This is a genomic window from Rhizobium sp. NFR07 (assembly GCF_900111905.1).
GTDB lineage: Bacteria > Pseudomonadota > Alphaproteobacteria > Rhizobiales > Rhizobiaceae > Neorhizobium.
In genome coordinates, this window is sequence record NZ_FOKM01000020.1 from 24,364 (window position 1) to 40,357 (window position 15,994).

General features: G+C 61.5%; 11 protein-coding genes and 1 pseudogene. 7 read left to right on the forward strand and 5 right to left on the reverse strand.

The features are described 5' to 3' along the window. Positions 1-8: 8 nt before the first annotated feature. Together BM216_RS29145 and BM216_RS29150 are read right to left on the reverse strand one after the other, a co-directional pair. Positions 9-3,557 carry a molybdopterin cofactor-binding domain-containing protein gene (locus tag BM216_RS29145; RefSeq protein WP_093003236.1) on the reverse strand — a complete coding sequence of 1,183 codons (3,549 nt, stop codon included), beginning with the start codon at positions 3,555-3,557 and terminating at the stop codon, positions 9-11. Further along, a complete protein-coding gene (locus tag BM216_RS29150) occupies positions 3,554-4,078 on the reverse strand; it encodes a (2Fe-2S)-binding protein (protein ID WP_093003238.1) in 525 nt (174 codons plus the stop codon). The genes BM216_RS29145 and BM216_RS29150 overlap by 4 nt, the downstream gene beginning before the upstream one ends. 356 nt (positions 4,079-4,434) lie before the next feature. Between BM216_RS29150 and BM216_RS29155 the strand changes: the two genes are divergently transcribed. From BM216_RS29155 to BM216_RS29185, 7 genes are all read left to right on the forward strand, one after another. Then, positions 4,435-5,571 carry an FAD-dependent monooxygenase gene (locus BM216_RS29155; protein WP_093003240.1) on the forward strand — a complete coding sequence of 379 codons (1,137 nt, stop codon included), beginning with the start codon at positions 4,435-4,437 and terminating at the stop codon, positions 5,569-5,571. Beyond that, entirely contained in the window at positions 5,568-6,368 is an 801-nt protein-coding gene (locus BM216_RS29160; protein WP_093003242.1) for an alpha/beta fold hydrolase, read from the forward strand. The genes BM216_RS29155 and BM216_RS29160 overlap by 4 nt, the downstream gene beginning before the upstream one ends. 71 nt (positions 6,369-6,439) lie before the next feature. Then, positions 6,440-7,192 carry a maleate cis-trans isomerase family protein gene (locus tag BM216_RS29165; RefSeq protein ID WP_093003244.1) on the forward strand — a complete coding sequence of 251 codons (753 nt, stop codon included), beginning with the start codon at positions 6,440-6,442 and terminating at the stop codon, positions 7,190-7,192. Between the two features lie 13 nt (positions 7,193-7,205). Next, entirely contained in the window at positions 7,206-7,847 is a 642-nt protein-coding gene (locus tag BM216_RS29170; protein ID WP_093003246.1) for an N-carbamoylsarcosine amidohydrolase, read from the forward strand. Positions 7,848-7,888: 41 nt separating this feature from the next. Continuing rightward, positions 7,889-8,920, forward strand: a complete 1,032-nt coding sequence (locus tag BM216_RS29175) for a 2,5-dihydroxypyridine 5,6-dioxygenase NicX family protein (RefSeq protein ID WP_093003248.1) — start codon at positions 7,889-7,891, stop codon at positions 8,918-8,920. A gap of 166 nt (positions 8,921-9,086) precedes the next feature. Continuing rightward, a complete protein-coding gene (locus BM216_RS29180; RefSeq protein ID WP_093003250.1) occupies positions 9,087-10,400 on the forward strand; it encodes an MFS transporter in 1,314 nt (437 codons plus the stop codon). Positions 10,401-10,554: 154 nt separating this feature from the next. Further along, complete coding sequence (locus BM216_RS29185; protein WP_093003252.1) at positions 10,555-11,028, forward strand: MarR family winged helix-turn-helix transcriptional regulator; 474 nt, start codon at positions 10,555-10,557, stop codon at positions 11,026-11,028. A gap of 663 nt (positions 11,029-11,691) precedes the next feature. Here BM216_RS29185 and BM216_RS29195 read toward each other — a convergent pair. The 3 genes and pseudogenes from BM216_RS29195 to BM216_RS29205 all read right to left on the reverse strand — a co-directional run bounded on the left by BM216_RS29195 (position 11,692) and on the right by BM216_RS29205 (position 15,555). Further along, positions 11,692-12,009, reverse strand: a complete 318-nt coding sequence (locus tag BM216_RS29195; RefSeq protein ID WP_143102901.1) for a hypothetical protein — start codon at positions 12,007-12,009, stop codon at positions 11,692-11,694. 65 nt (positions 12,010-12,074) lie between these two features. Further along, positions 12,075-12,317, reverse strand: a pseudogene (locus BM216_RS29200) (dihydrodipicolinate synthase family protein); the annotation flags it as partial. A 67-nt stretch (positions 12,318-12,384) separates the two neighbouring features. Beyond that, positions 12,385-15,555, reverse strand: a complete 3,171-nt coding sequence (locus BM216_RS29205; protein ID WP_093003258.1) for a bifunctional cytochrome P450/NADPH--P450 reductase — start codon at positions 15,553-15,555, stop codon at positions 12,385-12,387. Positions 15,556-15,994 lie beyond the last annotated feature (439 nt).

The window sequence follows — 15,994 nt, forward strand, 5'->3', positions numbered from 1 at the left end:
CCTCGCTCCTAGTGCGTTGATGAAATGACACGTTGCATCGCGCTTTCCGTGTCGCTCCATGCGGCCTTGTCGGGCGCGAAACGGGCGCGCAGATAGGCAGCGAGATCCTTGATCTGCATCTCGTTCAGCGTCTCGCGAAACGCCGGCATCGACATGACCTCGGGAGCGTCGCGTCGCGTGCTTTCGGCAAGGATCGCCGGCGCCTCCACACCATTGAGGATGACCTGAAAGATATTGTCCGGCGTATTGGCATGCAGGTTGGTGTTGAGAGCCAGCGATGACAGGCCCGTGTTGCCTTGATGGCACGTGGCGCAGGCGCCGTTGAAGATGCGCTCGCCCTTCGGTGAGATGCGCGCGGCATTTGCCCTTGCCGCGTCGCTTGCGATGATTGCTGCCTCCTTTTGAGCCGCAGCCTCTTCTGGCCCCGTTGCGTCGTTCAGGCTGGCGAGATAGGTCGCCATCGCGCGGATGTCCTTATCGGGAAGGGGTCGCATGACTTGGACAACATGCGCCATCGGGCCGGCGGCGCTGCCATGGTCGCGCGAATGGCCGGTGCGCAGATAGTCGTAGAAGGCTTCCTCCGTCCACCCGACCGGTCCTTTGGCGAAGGTGTTGAGGGCCGGCGCGTCCCATCCATCTGCGAAACCACCCGAGAGGTGGGCCTTTCGACCTTTTTCGGCGCCAAGTGTGTTGCGCTCGGTATGGCAGGCCGAACAGTGGCCGAGCGTCTCGACAAGATAGGCGCCACGGTTCCATTCGGCCGTGCGTGCCTTCGCATAACGGAATGGTTCGTTCCTGAGGAAGAGCGTGTTCCAGCCGGCCATCATCGAGCGAATATTGTAGGGAAACCTCAGCGCCGTTTCCGGTGGCTTTTCCGCAACGGGGGCTTGCGTCATCATATAGGCATAGAGCGCCTGAAGATCGGCATCCTCGGCTCCGGCAAAGGACGTGTAGGGGTGGGCGGGGTACAGATGGTGGCCGTCACGGCTCACGCCCTCGCGCATCGCCCGCTCGAAGGCCGGGTAGGACCACGCTCCGATACCGTTTTCCACGTCGGGCGTGATGTTCGTTGCATAGACAGCACCAAACGGTGTGTCGAAACGGCGTCCGCCCGCAAAGGGTGTTCCGTCCGGACCAATGTGGCAGACATTGCAGGCGCCCGCCGCAGCGACAAGGCGCCCGCGTTCGATGGTGGCGTCGCTATAGACGTTGGTGTCCGGGCGCGAAATCGTCGCGATCGCCGGCCGCCATGGAGAGGACATCGTCACGATGCCGGAAACGGCGGCGACAGCACCCGCGGCGGACAGACCAGACTTCCACCAACGGCGTTTTTTCGCAGGCGTTTCCGGCGATGGCTCCTTCTTGTCGCCGTTCATGGCGGCCAGAACCAGTTCCGGCGTCAGGGGCAGTTCACGAAAGCGGATCCCGGTCGCGTCATAGACAGCATTGGCGATGGCGGACGCGCTCGGCACCGATGCGGATTCGCCGACACCAAGCGGTGGCTCGTCCTGCCGGGGAACCATCAGCACGTCTATGTCGGGAACCTCCGGGAAGGTGATCAGCGAGTAGCCACCCCATTCCTTTGACGTGACGGCTGTGGTCGAAAACTCAACCTTTTCCTTCAATACCCGGCTCGTCGACTGGATGACGTTGCCGTGGATCTGGTGGCGGACGCCATCCGGATTGATCATCATTCCGGAATCCTGTGCGCAGGTCACTTTCGTGACCGCGATCTCCCCGGTCTTGGTGTTCACCGCTACATCGGCAATCCAAGCCGCCCATGCGGCTGCCTTGCCGGGGAAGGGACCATGGATATAGACCGCGTAAGCAAATCCGCGCCCGTAAAGCAGGTCACCTTCGCCGCCGAGCGTTCCCCACGTCTTGTGCGGAACCCATTTTGCCCGTTCCGCCAACGCATTGACCAGATCGACCGCGCGCGGATCTGGAAGGTAGCGCAACCGGTATTCGATCGGATCGACGCCAGCCGCGGCCGCCAGTTCATCCACGTAACACTCATGCGCAAACGTATTCGGCATGGCGGAAACGCCTCGAAACCACGAGGCCCGGGCGATCGGTGGCATGTCGTGCACCGTCACGCGCAGATTGCTGTAGGCGTAAGGCGGGATCGCAGTGCGGTCGCCCATTTGCACGACATCTGAGACCGGCGGCACCTTGCCGGTCAGGATGAGAGGCAGTGTCGGTGCGAGATTGGAAGGGTAACGCGTCTCGAAGTCGTAAGCCGAGGGCCCGCCCTCCAGATCGAGGCCACCACGCACGTCCATGACCTGCGCTGCGCCCTTGGGCTCCCAGGCATGTTCTTGTTCGCGGCTCAACTGCACCCTGACGGGCGCCTTGACCGCACGCGAAAGCAGGGCGGCGTCGGCAGTGACGTCGTCGGCGCAGTTGCGGCCATAACATCCGGCGGCTTCCAGACGCTCCACCAGGATCATGTCTTCCGGAAGATCCAGCAACAGGGCGAGGTCGCGACGCATCGGAAAGGGATTCTGCGTGCCCGACCAGACGGTCAGCCCGTCGTCGCGGTAGTCCGCCACCGCGCAGGACGGGCCGATCGAGCCGTGCATTTGGTAGGGCCAGACGTAGGTCCTGTCCATCGAAACGGCGCTGCCGGCAAGCGCCAGATCGACATTGCCGCGGTCCGCGAGCTTGCGCGCCGTCGCGGGGTTGGCGCGTAGGGCAGCTTCCGGTGCGTTGAGATCCGGACGTTCCGGTGAATCGCGCCAGACGACCTTGAGACTTTTCGCAGCTTCGATGGCAATCTCCTCGCGCGTCGCGACGACGCCGATGAAATCGCCGATGGCAACGACGCCGATCAGCCCGTCGATTCCCGCAATCGAGCTTTCGTCGATGGAGATCAGGCTCTTGCCGACGTGCTCGCCGTGATCGAAACCGGCATAGGGTGGACGCACGACGCGGCCATGCAGCATGCCGGGCACCCGGACGTCATGCACATAGGTCCATCGTCCCGTCGCCTTTGCGGGAATATCGACCCGTGGACGCGAGGTCCCGACAAGCGTGTAGGCGGATGCCGGCTTCAGGGGGGCGTCGGTATCGATCGACAGGCGCATATGCTCGCCGCTGACGAGATCGGCGAAGGTCAGGCTCCAGTTCTCACCGGTGGAGGCGCGGACGACGCCATTGCCCACCAGCAGGCGGTTAAGCGCCACGCCGGTTCTGGCCGAAGCCTTCATGAGCAGGTGATGGAGCGCGGTGGCGGCCGCCAGTCGCAAGGGAACGGCGGCGATCTGGATCGTTTCGCTGGCGATGGTTGCACCCTGGTTGGGCGTGGCCGAGGTTGCGCCAAGCACCATGTCGACGTGTTCGAACGGAACGGAAAGCTCTTCCGCGACGATCTGTGCGAGCGAGGTGCGGATGCCCGTTCCGAGATCGACGTGACCGTTGAAGGCAGTGACGCGCCCATCTTTGCCGATGGCGATAAAAAGCTCGGCGTCGTCGCCCATCGTGGTGTCGGATACGATCAGCAAGGCGTCGTCAGCGGCCATGTAGGCGGATTTGGGAATTTCGCAGTGTGTGCTCATGACGAAACCTCCGTGGTATCGGCCGATGCCGACGAGGATGCGCGCTCCGCCTTGGCATAGACGGCGGCGCGGCGCGCTGCGGCCAGAATTTCCATATGGGTGCCGCATCGGCAGAGATGGTGGCGCAGTGCCTCGCGGATATCGCTCTCGTCCGGATCGCTGTTGCGATGAAGCAGTCCGACAATGGCGATGATCATGCCGTTGAGGCAATAGCCGCACTGCGCCGCCGCTTCCTCGATGAAGGCGCGCTGCACTGGGTGGAGGCTTCTCTCTGCCGAGAGACCTTCGAGTGTCGTCACCTGCCTGGTGCCGACTGCGCCAAGCGGAACCGTGCAGGAGCGAACGGCCCGGCCATCGACGAGAACAGCGCATGCGCCGCATTCACCGAGACCGCAGCCATATTTCGGGCCGTTCAGGGAAAGATCGTTGCGCAAGATGTAAAGGAGCGGTGTTTCCGGTTTTGCCTCGACGCGCCGGATGGCGTCGTTCACGATCAACGAAACGGAAACTGGCGGCGTCAAGACCGGGTCCCCCGCCCTGAGACCACAACGAAATTCCCGCTTCTAGAAATCGCACGGATCGTCACGGCGCGGCCATCCTGCAGTTGCCCGCATCTCATAACGATGCGACTGTCACCGACATCACGCATCAAGTGCCCCTTATTATTATATTAAAAGCGTATACGCTTCACATGGTGTTCTGACAAGTCGAAATTTTTTATTGCAAGCCGCTGGAAACGCGATAGTGTCGGATCTGGGGCTTGCGGGCGCGCCAAAAATTTGTAGAGTGTGATTGCTATTTACAGCGTATACGCTACAAATTGGTCACGCTTCCAGTTTCAAGAACAGCACGTCGAATGACGGATAGAGGGGTCGCAATGTCCAAGGGAACTGAAAAGATCGCGATCATTGGCGCAGGCCTCGGCGGCGCCGTGGCGGGCGCATTGCTCCAGCACGCCGGCTTCGACGTCGACGTCTATGAGCAGGCGCCGAGTTTTTCGCGTCTGGGCGCCGGCATCCATATGGGCCCGAACGTGCTGAAGATTTTCCAGCGCATCGGTGTCGACCAGAAGGTCGTCGATATCAGCAGCACGCCGACGCACTGGTTCAGTCGCGACGGCATCACCGGCGACTATCGCTCGCGTGTTCCGCTTGAAGGTTATGGCGCGACCTATTGCACTGTGCACCGCGGCGACCTGCAGGCGATCCAGTGCGACGCGCTTCAGCCGGGCACCCTGCATTTCGGCAAGAAACTCGCCCGCGTCGAAGACAATGGCAGCGATGTCCTGGTTGAGTTCGAGGACGGCACGTCGGTCCGTGCCGATATCGTCATCGGCGCCGACGGCATCAACTCCCGCGTTCGTGAAACCCTGCTCGGGGAGGAAAAGCCCAATTACAGCGGGTGGGTCGGCCATCGCGCACTGATCTACTCCGACAAGCTGAAGAGGTTCGATCTGACTTTCGAGGATTGCGTCAAGTGGTGGGGCCCGGACCGGCATATGATGGTCTACTACACGACGGCGCGTCGCGACGAGTATTACTACGTCACGGGTGTTCCGCATCCGGCCTGGGAGTTCGATTCCGCTTTCGTCGATAGCAGCCGCCAAGAGATGGCGGAAGCGTTCGAGGGCTATCACCCGATCGTCCAGGCGCTGATCGAGAGCACCGACACGGTGACGAAGTGGCCGCTCTTCAATCGCAATCCGCTGCCGTTGTGGGGCAAGGGGCGGCTGGTTCTACTCGGGGATGCCTGTCATCCGATGAAGCCGCATATGGCGCAGGGCGCGGCCATGGCCATTGAGGATGCCGCAATGCTGACCCGCTGCCTGCAGGAAACAGGCGTCAGCGATTTCGCCACGGCGTTCAAGCTGTATGAAGCCAACCGCCGCGATCGCGCAACACGGGTGCAGGCCGTTTCCAATGCCAATACCTTCCTGCTCGACCAGGAGGATCCGTCCTGGGTCTATGGCTACGATATCTATGCCGAGCCGCTGAAGAGCGAGCACGCGGCATGAGCGGGCAGGCACTCTACGGCGCCAACATTTCCGCCAACGGCATCCGCCAGCACTATTTGCGCTACGGTGGCAAAGGCCCTTCTGTCATACTGATCCCCGGCATCACCAGCCCGGCGATCACCTGGGGGTTCGTCGCCGAACGGCTGGCGGAGCGTTGCGACGTCTATGTGCTCGACGTGCGCGGCCGCGGCCTGTCGTCAACCGGCCCGGATCTTGACTACGGCCTGGATGCGATGGCGGCCGATGTCGTCGGTCTTGCTTCCGCTCTCGGGCTCTCGAAGCCAGCGCTCCTCGGTCATTCGATGGGCGCGCGCATCGCAATCCGCGCAGCAGTTTCAGCGCCTGCAGCGTTCTCGCGGCTGGCCCTGATCGATCCGCCGGTATCCGGTCCCGGTCGTCGTCCCTATCCGAGCAAGCTGCCCTGGTATGTCGACAGCATCCGCCTCGCTACACGCGGCACCGATGCCGATGGCATGAAGGCGTTTTGCCCGACCTGGACCGACGAACAATTGCAGTTGCGCGCCGAGTGGTTGCACACCTGCTATGAGCCGGCCATCGTCACGGCCTTCGAGGACTTCCACAGCGACGACATCTTTCCGGATCTGCCGAAACTGACGCAGCCCGCCATGCTGATGGTTGCCGGCCGCGGCGGGGTGATCGAGAAGGCGGATGAGGAGGAAGCGCGCTCGCTCTACCCGGCGCTGGAGATCGTCCGCGTGCCGAACGCCGGGCACATGATTCCCTGGGATGATTTCGACGGCTTCTTCGAGGCCCTTGGCGATTTTCTCTCCCGCTGATCGGCAGCGGCGGATCAACGGTCCGCCTCTGTTTCTTGACGTCGTTTTTTGCGCAGCAGAGGATTTCATCCGTGCAGACCTTGTATCGTATCGGCCAGATTGTCCCCAGTTCCAACACCACCATGGAGACGGAAATTCCGGCCATGCTGACGGCGCGGCAATCCATTCGCCCCGAGCGCTTTACGTTCCATTCCAGCCGCATGCGCATGAAGAAGGTCGTCAAGGAAGAACTGGCCGCGATGGATGCAGAATCGGATCGTTGCGCCATCGAGCTCTCCGATGCCCGCGTCGATGTGCTGGGCTATGCCTGCCTTGTTGCCATCATGGCGATGGGGCTTGGCTATCATCGCCAGTCCGAAAAGCGTTTGACCGGACGCACGATCGACGAAGGCGCGAACATTCCCGTCGTCACCAGCGCCGGCGCCCTCATCGAGGGACTAAAGGTGATGAAGGCGAAGAAGGTCGCCGTCGTCGCGCCGTATATGAAGCCGCTGACGGAACTCGTGGTCGATTACATCCGTGAAGAGGGCTTCGAAGTGATGGATTGGCGGGCGCTGGAAATTCCCGACAATCTGGATGTCGCCCGTCATGATCCGGAAAACCTGCCGGCAATCGTCCAGGCGCTCGACCTGAGCGATGTCGATGTTATCGTCCTGTCGGCCTGCGTGCAGATGCCCTCGCTGCCGGTGATTGCGAAGGTGGAGGCCATGACCGGAAAGCCGGTCCTGACGGCCGCGGTTGCAACGACCTATTGCATGTTGAAATCGTTGGGTCTGGAAGCCGTTTCGCCTGGCGCTGGGGCACTTCTGTCCGGCGCGTATTGAGGAGACGGCCATCATGCAAAGCGCGGAATCGAACTATCAGGGTGTCTGGGGCAATCGCATCGGTTTCGGCAAGAGCCCGGCGCTGCTCGTCATCGACTTCCTGAAAGCCTATACGATCGAAGGCGCGCCTCTCTATGCGCCCGGCGTGGTGGATGCGGTCACGCGGGCGCCCGCACTTATCCAGGCGGCGCGCAATGCCGGCATACCTGTCATCCATACCCGCATTCTGTATCTTGCTGAAAACTGCGTCGACGGCGGCATGTGGGTAACAAAATCACCCGTGATGAAGGCGATGGTCGAGGGCAATGTCCTGGCCGAGTTCTGCGACGAGGTCGAGCCTGCGAAGGGCGAACTCGTCATCGTCAAGCAGTATGCCAGTGCCTTCTTCGGAACCAGCCTCGCCTCGCAGTTACACGCACAGGGCATCGATACGGTGATCATGGCGGGCTGCTCGACCAGCGGCTGCATCCGGGCAAGTGCGGTGGATGCGGTTCAATATGGTTTTCGCGCCATCGTCGTGGGTGATTGCGTGGGCGACCGCCATCCCGATCCGCACAATGCCAATCTCTTCGACATCGACAGCAAATACGGCGATGTCGTCTCGCGTGAGGAGGCCATCGCCGAAATCGCCAAGGTCGCATCCGCCTGTCCGTAACGGGCCGAAAACTCCGCCTGCAATCAAAAAAGGGAACGAGCATGGATCAGTTCAGCTTTACGGAAATCTGCCTGCATCAACTGAAGATGTCGGGCGTGCATGAGGGCGAAAAACTCATCGTCCTGACACAGGGCAATGAACGCCTGGATTACGCCGACGCCTTCATGGCGGCAGGCATGCGCCTGGGCGCCAAGATGTACCACATGCGTTTGCCGCCGGTACCGCCGGCAGGGGCATGGGCGGTCGGCCAGACCGGTCTTGCAGCCATGCCCGACGCGGTGGAGGCGCTGAAGGCCGCCGACATGCTGATCGATTGCATCTTCCTGCTCTTCAGCCCGGAGCAGATGGCAATCCAGGCATCGGGCACGCGCATCCTGACTGCGGTGGAGCCGCCTGAAATCCTCGCCCGCATGCTGCCGACGAAGGAATTGCGCGAACGCGTCGAATTTGCCGGCGACCTCCTGTCCAAGGCGAAGGTGATGCGGATCACCTCCAAGCACGGCACGGATGTCACCTACAAGCTCAACACCTATCCGGCCATCACGGAATATGCGTGCACGGATGAGCCTGGCCGCTGGGATCACTGGCCGTCCGGCTTCGTGTTCACCGGAGGTGACGACGACGGCGTGGACGGCACGGTCGTCGTCGCGCCGGGCGATATCCTGTTGCCACAAAACATCTACGTGCGCGACCCGATCATCTACACGATCGAAAATGGCTGGATCACCGACATTCGCGGCGGTCTCGATGCCGAGCTGGTCAAGTCCTACATGGACGGTTTCAATGACCCGCGCGGCATGGGCATGAGCCATGTCGGCTGGGGCCTCAACCAGAATGCCAAGTGGCATCGCATGGTGCCCGGCGAATTCCCGGGCGGTATGGGCATGGAAGCGCGGTCGTTCTACGGCAACGTCATGTTCTCCACCGGCCCGAACAACGAACTCGGCGGGCCGAACGACACCGCATGCCATCTGGATATCCCGATGCGCAATTGCTCGCTGTTCCTGGACGATGAGCCGATGGTCCTTGACGGCGACATTGCGGTCAAGGAAATGCAGTTCAAGTTCAGCTGATCCATCGTCCGTCTCGATACGGGTCAATTTTCAAAATTGCTGCGGCTGCCGTCAGAGGAACCGCAGCATGTCGGACCGGTGCGTCCGCTGTCGAGAGATCCAAGGTGACGAAGATCACCACTTTCGGGGAACAGCGGCCACCATTTTTTCATAAAAGAGGGTAACCATGCAATCATCCATAACAGTTGAAGAAGGCATCAGGACGGCCGGCGTCGGTCGTTTCCAGAAGCGTCTGTTCGTCATTTTCGGCCTTGTCTGGGCGGCCGATGCCATGCAGGTTCTGGCCATCGGCTTCAGCGCGCCGTCGATTGCCGCCAGTTTCGGCGTGACCATTCCGCAGGCTTTGCAAACGGGCACGCTGTTTTTCTTCGGAATGCTGATCGGCGCCTTTGTTTTCGGCCGTCTGGCGGACCGCATCGGCCGCCGGCCGGTTCTGTTCATCGCCATCATTCTCGACGCAGTCTGCGGCGTGGCATCCGCCTTCGCACCGGATCTCCAATGGCTTCTTGTCGCGCGGTTCCTGACGGGGCTTGGCGTCGGCGGCACGCTTCCGGTCGATTATGCCATGATGGCGGAGTTCCTGCCGTCAGACCGCCGTGGCCGCTGGCTGGTTCTGCTCGAAGGCTTCTGGGCCGTCGGGACGGTCGCTCTTGCGCTTCTGGCGCTGGTGGCCGGGACGCAGGGCGGCGAAGCCTGGCGGACGATCTTCTTCGTCACCGGCGTTCCAGCGTTGATCGGCGTTGTCTTGCGCTTTTACGTTCCTGAATCGCCGCTCTACCTCAATCAGCAGGGGCGTTCTCATCAGGCGCGGGAAGTCTTGCAGAAGGTCGCAAAGGCGAATGGCAATACCGTGGAAATTCCGCCGCTCAAGTCGCAGCTACCGCAGAAGAAAAATATTGGGGCGCTTTTCTCAAGCGACCTTCGTCGCCGCACCGTCTTCCTGATGCTGGCTTGGATGCTGATCTCGGTCTCTTATTATGGCGTCTTTGTCTACCTGCCGGTCAAGCTCGCCGCCGACGGCTTCGGATTTGTCCGTGGTCAAGTCTTTCTCGTCATTCTTGCGATCGCCCAGCTCCCGGGTTATGCGCTTGCGGCCTACGGTGTCGAAAAATGGGGGCGGAAGCCGACATTGATTGGGTTCCTTCTGCTTAGTGCGATCGGCACGCTCGCCTACGGACTGGGGCAGACGGTAGAGATCATCGTGGCGGCGACCCTGCTGCTCAGCTTCGCTCTTCTGGGAACCTGGGGCGCCATCTATGCCTTTACGCCCGAGATCTACCCGACCACGCTTCGGGCCAGCGGCATGGGCATGGCCGGGTCGGTTGCCCGCTTCGGCGGCCTGCTGGCTCCCTCGATCGTGGCACCTTTGATGACCTCGAACTTCGGCATCGCGCTGGGGGCAATTTCAGGATTGCTGGTGGTCGCAGCGGTTAGCGTCTGGCTGATCAACGCGGAATCGAAAGACAAGGTGCTCGAGTAGGCATGTGTATATCGCCGCGCAGGTAATTCTGCGCGGCGAGTTCCGGGATTACGCGCAAAAGCGTTCGCGATGAGCCAAATTGCGTCCTGATCGTGTTGCGATTTGCCGCGTTTTGCACGAAGACAGGTCAGATGTCGGAACGAGAGCCACCATCATGGCTGATGAGAGAGACGGGCAGGAACAGGGAGTGGCGGAGCAATACAAGGTTACCGAGCAGGTAGGACATCTACTACGCAAGGCCTATCAGCGACACCTTTCCATATTTCAAAGCAATGCAAATGACCCTGACCTGACATCGGTACAGTTCGTAACCTTATGTGCCTTGCATGATCTTGGTCCAAGTTCTCAGGTCGAGCTCGTAAAGGCGACGTCCGTCGATCAGGCTACCATTCGAGGTATCGTCGAGCGTCTGAAGGCTCGTGGCCTCATCGATCTATCGAGGGATAAGATTGATGGGCGCAAGGTGATAATCTCCCTGCTGCCGAAGGGAGAAGCCGTTCTCCAGCAAATGTACCCGCAAGGGCATATCATCAGCGAGCAAACGATGAAGCGACTGAACCCCGCAGAACGGGTCGCGCTGTTGTTTCTCCTGCGCAAGATTGCAGACGAAGACGATCCGAAAGCCTGATTGCCGGTCCGAAGCACCGACCCTGCCGGCATTGTTCTTGCGCACTCTCGGAAAGCAAGCAGGCTGGCATATGGTCCGGTGGTTGATCGCCGTCAGCACGTGCAGCTTCTTTCCAGTCGCGGGTTGATCGTGCAAGATGCCCAGAGCCCCCATGCCAGTCGGACGGCAGTCATTTGCAGATGCGCCCGAAGCTTTACCTTCACCAGCGCTTGAGCGTCTTGATGCGCGACCGCAGGCCTGGGACGCGGGTTCTGCCGATGCTCCCAAGGCAAGACAGAGGGTCTTCACTAACCGATTTCCTCGTTTTTAAGGAGCTCCTTGGCCTCAATCTCTTTCTTCTGGCTATCTCATTCACGGCTGCCGTTCTGCTTGCAGCACGCAAGCCGCCACACCCGATCAACGATCGCTAATTGGTGGCGACAATTTCCGCGCATTAGCCGAGGGTACGGCGGTCGCTGGGTCTGTCAAGAGCGTCGCAGCGGTCAAGGTGATCATTGGGTGGTCAAAGACGGAATTCGGCGAACCGCAGCCAAGAAGTGGTGCAGTCCGCGCCGGATCCGCGCGTTCGAGTACCCAACCGACGCTAGTCCGCTGACTTGTTTACTCGTGGAAGCGACGGTCGCGTCGAAGTGACCTAGGATTTCCTAAACCTTGGCCGCTTGGTCAGAAATGGTAACGGACCGCGATCGAATGCCGAGGTATATAGGGCGGCGTATGAAGCGGACCGACGCGATCTCCAGCCCTTAGCTGGAAAACTGCCTGGCAGTTCGCCGACATTTGGAGGCTGGCAGGGAGGATGATCGCTCCAGATGGTGCCGATGTGACAGCCATGGACCAGGATTGCATGTTTTCGGCATCCGTCAGGACGATGCGTACCGCGACATGTTTTTCCCATTCGCGAAGCTTCTGCGTCTCCCACACATAGTCGATTGCCAGAGTACGGGTCTCGCCTGATATGAAAATCTCGGGCGCCAGGATCACTCCCGTGATCCAGGTTCCGCCGATCAACGCAACAGGGCCGGGACCGGACCGGCTCCACTTACCACGAATGCGATCGCTGCATTGGCGTTGCCGATCGCGAGAGGCGTACCTTTTGTGAGCTCGACGCGACGCGTCACTGTTTCCAGATCGCACGAGACGTCCTTGAGGATCACGAACCGGCCGCTATTGGCGCAGAACATCAGCTCGTCATCGGTCAGCAGGCGACGGTAGGGAGCCGGGCATTCGTAAAGGCCGAGCGGCATGTCGGCCGGCAGGCGGTCGAGAGGCCTCTTCAGGTCGTCGAGAAACTTCGTTCCACTGCTACGATCCTGCCGTCAAAAGGACTGGCTGCAGATGAGCCTCTTCAAAGTGTACTCAACTGAAGACATCCGCGACGTAACGAACCGCTTGGCGTTCTACCTCACTGGCCCAAGCGTCTGCCAGGTCCCGCGTTACGCCCATCGCTTCCTGATAGATGCGCACGAAGGTTTCGCGGGCGGCTGGGGCCATATGGATCCCATCGCCGCAAACGTAGACGTGGGCACCACGTCGAAACAGCTCGGCGACGGCCGCGCGGTCGTGCCAGATGGCGTCCTGGACATAGGTGATCCCGTCCTTGCTGCGGTCCGAGACGGCCATGCGACATGACACGACGCCCTCGGCTTCCCACCGTTCCAGCTCTTCGCGGTGAAGGAAGTCCATGTCGGGAGCGTGGACGCCGAAGAACAGCAGCGCAGATCCGATGGTCTCGCCCGCCGCCCTTCGCATCGCTCGCTCTTGAATAAAGCCTCGAAACGGCGCGATGCCGCTGCCGGCACACACCATGATGATTGGAACGCGCGGATCATCCGGAGGATGGAAGCCAGCCTGGCTCTGTCGGACCGCAACGCCAAGCGTATCGCCTTCCCGCAGCCCGGCCAGAAAGGTCGAGGCCACACCCCTGTATAGTCGATCGGCCCCAAAAGCCGGGACTTCGAGCACTGAGACGGTGAGCGCGCAGCGGCTTGGGTCAGCGAGCGGCGATGACGCAATGGAATACTGCCTTGCCCGCATGGGCGGCATCGCCGCGATGAACGCGCCGAGCGGCAGGTCCGCGGACCCGAACCGCTCGAGCAGGTCGAGCAGCGTCACCCGCCTTTCCAGCACCTCGACGGCGTGTATGTCCACCTCCGCCAGTCGCTCGGCCTCCCGGCGTTCGGGAGGGCACGGGATGGCGGCGGCGAGCGCCGCGATCTGTCCGCGCGTGGCGGGCTGCTGCAGCTCCAGATAGTCGGCAAACAGCGTCTCGGCGGTCACGGGTCGGTTGACCGGAAGTGCGGACCCGACGCCCGGCGCGCCGTGGACGATCAGCTCGGCGTCGGGCGCTAGCCGAAAGCGCGTAAGCGCTCGCTTGACGGTTTCCGGCGGGTTACTGGGCAGGACGGCCAGATAGTCGCCTGCACGATAGCTCATGCCCTCGGGCAGCGCGATTTCGATATGCCGTTTGGAACGCGCGCCGGGCTTGCTCATATCGACGAGCTCGCGATTGACCAGAACAGTGCCGCGCTTTAGCTCCTCAAGCTTGAGAACCTGTTCGCGAGATCCGCGCCGTACCTCCACGTCCAGAACGGGCTGAACCGGCGCCTCGATCTCACGACCCTCGGACGCGGCGAGCGCCGGCCAGACCTTCTCGTACCACCCTTCTAATTGGCCAAAGAGGTCACCGGCCGCATCGCCCTCGCCACGCGGAAGAAGCGCGGTGGCCCCGGCTGCGGCAAGGGCGGCGTCCACGCGTTTTGGGATCGCCTGGTAGGTGCGAGCCCATTGCCGATTGCCGCAACCGAATACAGCATAAGGCAAACCCTTGAGTTCGCCCTCGGGCAGGGCTTCGAGCCAACTGACGAAGCGCGCGGCATTGTCAGGCGGCCGACCTTCATAGGAGGCGGTAACGATGATCACCGGCCCGTTCTTTGGAAGACCGGCTGCATAATCGTCCATCGCCGCGGCCGTAGCCACATAGCCTTGAGTGCCCGCGTCAGCGGCTATCCTTTGCGCGAAAGCTTCGCATGTACCCGTATTGCTGCCGTAGAGGACAAGAAGCGGGCCGTTGGCGCCGACGAGCGCGGTTGGTTGCGGGGCGGATAGCGGGCGGGTAGGCGCGGATGGGACGCGACTGCGAACAGGGTGGGCGGGCACATCACGCCGACGCGCATGGATGTGTAGATCGGCCGGTTTGAGGGTCAGCGTCTCCTTGACCGCCAGCTTGTAGTCGCGATCTGCGAAACTGATGTCAAAGCGTTGCAACATCAGTGCCATCACCATCACCGCCTCCTGCATCGCGAAGCCGCGGCCGATACAGGATCGCTGCCCATTGCCGAAGGGCTTCCAGGCATTGGGCGGTAGCTTTGACGCCACCTCCGGCGCGAACCGCTCCGGCCGAAAATCGTAAGGGTTTTCCCAAACGTCGGGATCGCGATGGACCACGGGGGTCAGGATCAGCAGCAGGTCGTCCGGCGTCACCGCATAGCGCCCGCCGCCGATCGTCGTCGCCTCGCGTGCGTGGACCGCGAACGCCGGCGCAGTCGGCCAGAGCCTCAGCGTCTCTTGAAGGACCTGCTCGATATAAGTTAGTCGGCCGATGTCATCGACCGTCGGTGTCGCCCCCCCCAGGATCTCGTCGACATGCGCCCGCGCCTTCGCCAGTGTGTCGGGGTTCGACAGGAGGAGCCAGGTGGCGAAGCTCAATAGCCCACTGGTTGTCTCGTGCCCGGCGACCAGAAAGGTGATCATTTGATAGCCGATATTCTCGCGGCTGAGCGTCTCGCCTGTCTCCGGATCCTTGGCGGTCAGCATACGGTCGAGAAGGTCACCGTGCTCGCCCAGGCGCGGATCGCGAACGCGCTCCTCGATCAGCCGGTCGGCGACGTCGCGCAGGATCCCGGTGTCAGCCTCGAAGCGCCGCGCGCGCAGCAGGTTGAGCTTGCCGACGCCCGCAGGCAGGCGTGCGCGACGACCCGACTCTTCCAGCCCGCCCACCATCGCCGCCACGAAGGGATGCATTTCGTTCTGGTAGAAGCTATTGAACCGATAATCGAAAGCGCAGAGCGCGATCGTGTCCAGCGTCAACCGTGTCATGTTGTCCGCGACATCGATCGTGGCGCCGTCCCCGAAGCGCTCCCAGCGCACCATCAGCTGCTCGGCGATGTCGAGCATCCTCTCGTACATCGTGCGCAGGCCAAGCGGCCCGAAAGCCGGCATCAGAAGTCGGTGCGCCTTGCCCCAATTAGGCTCCTCATCATGAGCCGTGAACAGGCCGTCTCCGGCGACGGTACGGGCTTCCTGCAGCGGGCGGTGCAGCGCCTTCTGGAAGCGGGTCTCATCGCAAAGTTCATCGGTCAGTGCCTGACTGCCGACGATGATCATGCTGTTGCCAAGCGCCTCCATGCGGAACAACGTCCCATTGCGCTCGGCCATCCGCATCAGGCTCTGGACCGGTGCGTCAGGATCGATATCGGCGATGTTTCCGATCAGTGGCAATCCCTTTGCCTTGGGAATGATTTCGGACATGGCTTACCTCTCGACATGAGTTTGCCCAACGACCCGCGGCGAGGGCATGACTTCTTGCGCGGATATAGGAATATAGAAACGCAATGGAAACCGATTGGTTTCCCTATTCTTCGATTGTCACGAGGCTTTTGTTAGAGCTCGGCCGCGGGTCGATTGTGGCCTGACCCACTGAGGTTCTTCTCGGCGAAATCGTAAACCAACTGCGGCAGCGCCCGCAGGCGTTGGCAAGGGGCGAAATGCGAGGACGTTCATCGCGCGGCGGAATACCACACCTATCTCTTCGCAAAGACGCTCGAGGTCGAAGGATTATCGAGCAAATGCCGCGTCTACGTCTGCTACATACAAAGCCGCTTGAGGACCCAGCCTCTCATCTTGAGCGAATTGCCGCTTGACGAACCAGAACCGCCCTAGGTCCCGTCAGCAACAGGACCGGTAAGCT

Excerpts from the sequence above, each read along its gene's own strand:
- BM216_RS29145 (WP_093003236.1), bottom strand. The coding sequence starts at position 3,557 with ATGAGCACACACTGCGAAATTCCCAAATCCGCCTACATGGCCGCTGAC.
- BM216_RS29155 (WP_093003240.1), top strand. The coding sequence starts at position 4,435 with ATGTCCAAGGGAACTGAAAAGATCGCGATCATTGGCGCAGGCCTCGGC.
- BM216_RS29160 (WP_093003242.1), top strand. The coding sequence starts at position 5,568 with ATGAGCGGGCAGGCACTCTACGGCGCCAACATTTCCGCCAACGGCATC.
- BM216_RS29170 (WP_093003246.1), top strand. The coding sequence starts at position 7,206 with ATGCAAAGCGCGGAATCGAACTATCAGGGTGTCTGGGGCAATCGCATC.
- BM216_RS29175 (WP_093003248.1), top strand. The coding sequence starts at position 7,889 with ATGGATCAGTTCAGCTTTACGGAAATCTGCCTGCATCAACTGAAGATG.
- BM216_RS29180 (WP_093003250.1), top strand. The coding sequence starts at position 9,087 with ATGCAATCATCCATAACAGTTGAAGAAGGCATCAGGACGGCCGGCGTC.
- BM216_RS29185 (WP_093003252.1), top strand. The coding sequence starts at position 10,555 with ATGGCTGATGAGAGAGACGGGCAGGAACAGGGAGTGGCGGAGCAATAC.
- BM216_RS29205 (WP_093003258.1), bottom strand. The coding sequence starts at position 15,555 with ATGTCCGAAATCATTCCCAAGGCAAAGGGATTGCCACTGATCGGAAAC.